This window comes from Streptomyces durbertensis, assembly GCF_014156695.1.
Classification (GTDB): domain Bacteria; phylum Actinomycetota; class Actinomycetes; order Streptomycetales; family Streptomycetaceae; genus Streptomyces; species Streptomyces durbertensis.
The window spans coordinates 1-5,640 of record NZ_WMLF01000356.1; the positions used below are offsets into that span (position 1 = coordinate 1).

At 67.3% G+C, this 5,640-nt stretch carries 6 protein-coding genes; 3 read left to right on the forward strand and 3 right to left on the reverse strand.

Annotated features, from left to right (window positions below):
• Positions 1 to 76: 76 nt before the first annotated feature.
• Together GL263_RS20125 and GL263_RS20130 are read right to left on the reverse strand one after the other, a co-directional pair.
• Positions 77 to 601, reverse strand: coding sequence for a hypothetical protein (locus GL263_RS20125; RefSeq protein ID WP_182857136.1), 525 nt, complete (start codon positions 599 to 601; stop codon positions 77 to 79).
• A 166-nt stretch (positions 602 to 767) separates the two neighbouring features.
• Positions 768 to 1,334: a class IV adenylate cyclase gene (locus tag GL263_RS20130; protein ID WP_182857137.1), complete on the reverse strand. Its 567-nt coding sequence runs from the start codon at positions 1,332 to 1,334 to the stop codon at positions 768 to 770.
• Between the two features lie 352 nt (positions 1,335 to 1,686).
• Between GL263_RS20130 and GL263_RS20135 the strand changes: the two genes are divergently transcribed.
• Both GL263_RS20135 and GL263_RS20140 read left to right on the forward strand, forming a co-directional pair.
• Entirely contained in the window at positions 1,687 to 2,139 is a 453-nt protein-coding gene (locus GL263_RS20135) for a hypothetical protein (RefSeq protein ID WP_182857141.1), read from the forward strand.
• 96 nt (positions 2,140 to 2,235) lie between these two features.
• Positions 2,236 to 3,678: a VanZ family protein gene (locus GL263_RS20140; protein WP_182857138.1), complete on the forward strand. Its 1,443-nt coding sequence runs from the start codon at positions 2,236 to 2,238 to the stop codon at positions 3,676 to 3,678.
• A gap of 129 nt (positions 3,679 to 3,807) precedes the next feature.
• Here the strand turns inward: GL263_RS20140 and GL263_RS20145 are convergent, their stop codons facing one another.
• The gene (locus tag GL263_RS20145; RefSeq protein ID WP_182857139.1) at positions 3,808 to 5,013 is read right to left on the reverse strand and encodes a helix-turn-helix domain-containing protein; all 1,206 of its coding nucleotides are present in this window, start codon (positions 5,011 to 5,013) and stop codon (positions 3,808 to 3,810) included.
• Between the two features lie 145 nt (positions 5,014 to 5,158).
• Between GL263_RS20145 and GL263_RS20150 the strand changes: the two genes are divergently transcribed.
• On the forward strand, positions 5,159 to 5,640 hold a 482-nt coding region (locus tag GL263_RS20150; RefSeq protein ID WP_182857140.1), incomplete at its 3' end, for a hypothetical protein.

Genomic DNA, 5,640 nt, shown 5'->3' on the forward strand with positions numbered 1-5,640 from the left:
CCACGAACCCGAGCCTCCACCCCGACCTCGCCCGGTCGCCCAGGGCCCGGCTCCCTCCGGAACCGGCGACGGCCGACTACGCGAGCGCGGCCCGCGCCTCCGCCGTGAAGCTGCCGAGACGCTCGGAGACCATGGTCACCTCGACGGCGTGACGCTCGACGAACCTGACGTTTCGATCAGGGGCGCCTACGGAGTCGCGCCATGCGAGAAGCGTCGTGTGCATCGAGTGGAGGGCCAGGTGGACGCTGTGGGCGGCCCGCTCCACGGAGTCGGGCCCCTCGACGGCAAGGCTGGCCCAAGCCACCTGCACCAGCACCAACTGATCCTGTGCGATTCGCAGTCGCCGGTCAGCCTCCGCCGTATCCGGGCGATCACCTATCAGCGCTCGTGCGGCCGCCTTCAGAGCGCTGCGGGCCTCATGGGCCGGGGCGAGGAAGGCGCTGTACGCGTCCCGCCGCAGTTGTCTTCGCCACTGGGCATGCTCGACCCTGGCCTGCCCCTCCCACTGCCGCCGAGTCGACGCACTCGAGATCATCGACGCGGCGATCGTTCCGAGCACGCCTACCGTCGCACCGAGCAGCGCAGCAAGTCCCTGGTCCACAGCGCGGATTATCTTCCGCTCGGGGGCGTACTCACATGCAGTTCCGGCCGTTCAACTGAGGCGCCCCGAGACCGGGGCTTGGTACCTCAAGCGTTCCCAACCTGCCAGCGCTCACTACCTCGTCGGACGCAGCGGCTTTCGATTACTTCGATGGCAGCACGAACGCTCATCCACGCCGCGCGGCGGCCACCGCGTCGGTGTACAGCTCGGTAGTGAAGTCACCGTCGCCCACTCCAAGAGCTAGCATCACGTCCCGCACCACGGCCAACGCCTCGTCCAACCGCTCCTCGGCCGCCATCGTCTCGACCTCCAGCCAGCTCCCCGCCACCTCCGGCACCTCGACCAACGTCGCCAGCGGTGCCCAGGCCCCGGAGGCAAACCGGTAGTTGAGACAGTGCTTCTCGAACTCGATCACCGCTCGATGTCCGAGCGCCCGATGCACCTCGTGCATGGCCTCGCCGTCATCGACCGCCGTCTCGGTCTCCGGCTTCGACCCCGTCGCAGCATCCACCGCCGAGCCCTTGTACGTGAGGACCGTACGCTGCCTCCCGTCGTCGCCTCTGACCGTCCGCACTCGAAGCTCCCGGCCCTCGCGCTCCAAACCACCATCGGGAGCGTCGTAGTACGTGTCCCGGTACACCTCAACCCGCCCCTCCCCGCCGGCACGCGCCTCCAACCCGGCCCGCACCCGCTCAGGCTCCCGAACAACTGCCTTCCACTCCGCCTCGATCACCGAGCCCCTCCCGTCCCTTCTACGCCACTTCTCGATGATGCCGTCCGCAGCAGTTCCCAAGGGGCCGTCTGCTGTGCTTCACCGCCGCCCCGGGGAACGTTCGGCCACACGTGCGCGTCCAACCGCCGCCGCCACCTTGGGCGTCATCCAGCGGCCCCCCGACGCCGGGCCGTGGGCGCTGGCGCCTGGAACGGTGCCGTGCGACGTCCGCGCATCAGCACATGTCCAAGATCACCACGCCCAGGCAGGCACACACGACAAGGCTAAGATCAAATGACGATAACCTGGTCCTACTGGCGGGAATCTCGCTCACGGCCAGAGCGCCCGCCCTTATGACCCAAGGGGAACACGCATGGCCAGAACTCGACTCAACGTGGTGCTCGCAGGCACGGCAATCGCCGCCTTTGGTTTCGCTCCACCGGCTACCGCCTCGACGCCTTCTGCTCCTATCGCATCGGCCGCGGAAGGCTCGAGCATCAGCCTGGCGGCCGGCTGCCCGAACAATGGCCGCATCGGTTACAACTATCGCTGCACGACTCTTGCCGGTGGTGAACTCTACCACCGGAAGTACACGAACGATATTGCCGGAACGTGGTACAAGAAGAAGAGCGGACGCGCCATTGAGGCACGGCTTGGGATGACCTGGAAGGGGAAGAACCACTACGGTTCGTGGTTCACGCAGTCCTCCGGCACAACCAAGGATTGGTCGATGAAGTCCGTCACGTACTGCACCGACTCGGTCGGCTTGATGCAGGTGAAGGGGCAGCAGACGTACCAGACCCCCATGGCCAACTGCCTTTCCTAAGGAACCTAGGCGCCCGGCTGCGATCACATTCGCTCGCGGCCGGGCGCATGCGTCTCTTCGGGCCCTGGCTTTACTCGACCACAACTGGATGTCACCGTGCTGTCCGCGATCTTCCAAGGGCAAACCGCCTTCATAGTGCTCGCAACCCTCGCTGTCTTGGCTGCCGCATCAGCCACCTTTGTATTCAGTCGGACGACGCGAGGCAGGCGACTGGCCTGGGCGGGCCTGGCGGCCTCTGTGACAGCCGAGCTCGCTCTGACCATTTTCCTTCCTGGCGAGGGCGGCGGTGGATCGTCAACACCGGTCTGTGTTGTCAACCACGACCTCGTTGAGCCCTTCGCCACCACGCAGGGCCTGCTGAATCTACTGATGTTCCTCCCCATCGGTGCATGCGCCGCGCTCGCTCTGCGCAGTCTGGTACCGGCGGCCCTCGGAGGCGCCCTCCTTTCCGTTGCTACAGAACTGACACAGGCAGTGGCGCCCTTCGTCCACAGAGGCTGTGACACCAGTGATCTGGTGATGAACTCCCTCGGCGCAGCGCTCGGCGCGCTAGGTGGTCTGGCCGTACTCAAGGCAAGAGGTCTTGAGGTGAGGCCGGTCCACGCTCACGCTCGCCCGACGTTCTTGGCAGCGGGCGCCCTGGTGTTGCTGGCCGGAGCACTCGTCGGAGGTCGCGTCCTGACGCTCCAGCACGTCGACTCCAGCAGTTTGCGCTTCGCCGGATCAGATGCCGAGAAGGCCGCCAACGCAGCGATCCAGGAGGCATTCGGTGACCGCTACTCGATCAGCGCCGTCCAGGTCCAGGCAGGCATCGACGGATTCGAGGATCGACTGCTGATCACGCTGGACGAAGGAACGGCCGAACTCACATGGCCGACTGCACGACAGCTGAGCGTGAGCCTTGAGAACTCCAGCGAGACCACGTCCACGAGCTTTTCCATCCCCGGGGTTACAAAGAAGCCGACTGACGAGAAGGACGCGGTCGCAATCGCACGGATCTACGTGAAAGCCCATTACCCCTGGGCACTGCGTGCTTCCGGAGTGAGCTCGTACGCGGTGGGTGAGCAGGCTGAGCTCGGTTGGGTGGTCAGCTGGCAACGCCGAGACCGTGACGGCGTCCGGATGCCGACGCGCCTAGACGTACAGATCAATACCGCCGGACGGGTTTCGCAGTTGCTTGTCGACCGCTCGCCCGACCCTCAGAACATGGCACGTCCGGTACTCAAGGAACGGGATGCCGAGAAGGCGGGACGGAAGCTCCTTGCCCGCGACGCGGAGCTCGGCTCCGAGCGGCTTACCCTCATCCAGGCAGAGCTGATCGCCGTGCGCACAGCACGACTCCCTGGCGGTGAGGGAAAGGAGGGTTACCGTCCACAGTGGCTCCTCAGCTTCAGCACAGAGCAAGGCGAGGTCCTCCCTGAGCGGATCCTGGTCGACGCCGTAACCGGGAAGGCGGTCGATCGAGCGTCCGCCGTGGATGAGCTGGAGCAATCCGAAGGCGAGATGGGCGCACTGCCACCGGAAGACATCGGATCGTGAGACAGGCGGACAACAAGTAGGCGGTCTCGTCGGCTTGCCACTGACGTCCTTGGGCGCCTGCAAGACGCTAGGCGCAGCCTGGCATACCCGCATACCCATTGCCGCCGAGAGCCCCGACATCTCATCCCATCACCCGTGGAGGCCGGCCCACTTGGCGAGTCTTGTCAGTTCGGGCTTCGAGCGGCGGTGCAGGGAGACCAGCACGCGGAGCACCTCGCGGGCCATGGGGTGGATTCTGGCCATCTGCGGTGCGGCCTCGCGGGCTCGGAAGAGGGAGCGCAGCGCCTCCTCCCGATCGCCGGTCGCGAGGTGGGCGCGCGCCGCGTCGATGTGGAGATGTCCGACGCGGGTCGGTCCCAGCCCGGAGGGTGGTTGCCCGACCATGCCGTCGGCCATGGTGACGGCGCGCTTGGGCTTCTCGAGCTCGATCTGGGCGGCCATCTCGTGCAGCGCCACGTTGCCCGCGCCGAACGTGAGGTTGTGCCGGTACTCGTCGCCGTTGCTCTGGTCCAGGAGACCGGCGAGGCGCTTGGCGTGGACGAGATGGTGGCGCGCTGTCGCCTCGTCACGGGCACGAGCCGCGAGTGTCACCGCGCGCAGATGCAGGGAGCCGGCCGCCACGACCGCCTCGACGGAGTTCTCGCCGCTCGCGGCCCACGTGGTGAGCGCGCGGTCGGTGACGGCCAGGCCCTCCAGGTAGTCTCCGGCGGACTGGAACGTGCCGGCCTCCGTCCAGGCGGCGGCCATCTGCGCGACCGGCACCCACGCCTGGCTCGCCGCCCATTCCTGGCGGGCGGCCACCAGGTCGGCCAGGTCCGGATAGCCGAGCCGGTGGGCGATCGTGTAGGCGCAGGCGTAGACGTCGACGAGCATCTGCCACGCACCGGGCTCCCGCGTGTCGTGGGCATGCGCGACGGCGCGGGAGATCAGCGGCGGCAGCACGTCCAGCAAGGTGGCGTAGTCGGTCGCCGCACGCAGTCGCGACGCGTGGTGGACGTCCGCGGCCAGTGTCCGCGGGTGGACGTCGGCCACCGCCGGGTGCCGATGCCGCCGGACCGCTGACCGCAACTGGTCGATCTGCCGCGTGCCCGGGGATTCCGCGTAGGGCTGTCCGTAGAGGACGGACAGGGTGACGCCGAGCGCTTCGGCAAGAGCGGCGGCCACCGCCGGCCGGCAGGCGCGGTCCCCGACTTCGATCTTGGACAGCAGCGAGTGGGAGATGCTGGCCTTGCGGGCGAGCACTCTCTGGGACAGGTCTCGCGCCTTGCGCAGTGTGGCGATGTGCTCGCCCACCGCGGCCGGTACGGGGATATCGGCGTCCGTGACAGCGTGCATGTCTGAAGTCTTCCCCAACCGACTCGCGCTGTGCGCGGAGTTGTCGCGATTCGCGACGGCCGCTGTGCAACATCAGTGCAAACTCGGACGCCCCCTTTCCGTAGTTGTCTGGTTACACCAGGCAAGGATGCTGAAGGGAAGTGGGATGGATCGCACTCCGCACGACGAGCACGCGCCAACTGCGGCCGACTCCCAGCTGACGACACGACTGACCATCCGACGTGCAGGGCGGCTCTATGCCACCGTCTACGACGCCTCCGCCGTCTCCACGACCATCGCCGAGCTGCGGACACTGCTCACGGACGGAATCCAGCGGCACGAGGCCACGGCCCGAGACGCTTCGCACGCGGAGCGACAGCGGCTGACCGCCACCATCGCCACCACCCGCCAACTCCTGACGGATGGCCATCAGGCCGGGCCCATGGCGGAGCTGGTCCATATGCAACTCCTCGCGGACGCCCTCAGCACCCTGACGTCGGTCCACACGGTGTCGGGTACGTGCGCCACGTGTGACGGCCGGAGGACCGGAACGACGGTGCGTGTCGTGCGGGTGGTCGACCAGGGCACGGGAGCGGGCTGGTCCTACCGCGCCTGCACGGGCTGCGTGCCGCTCGGACAAGGGGAGTT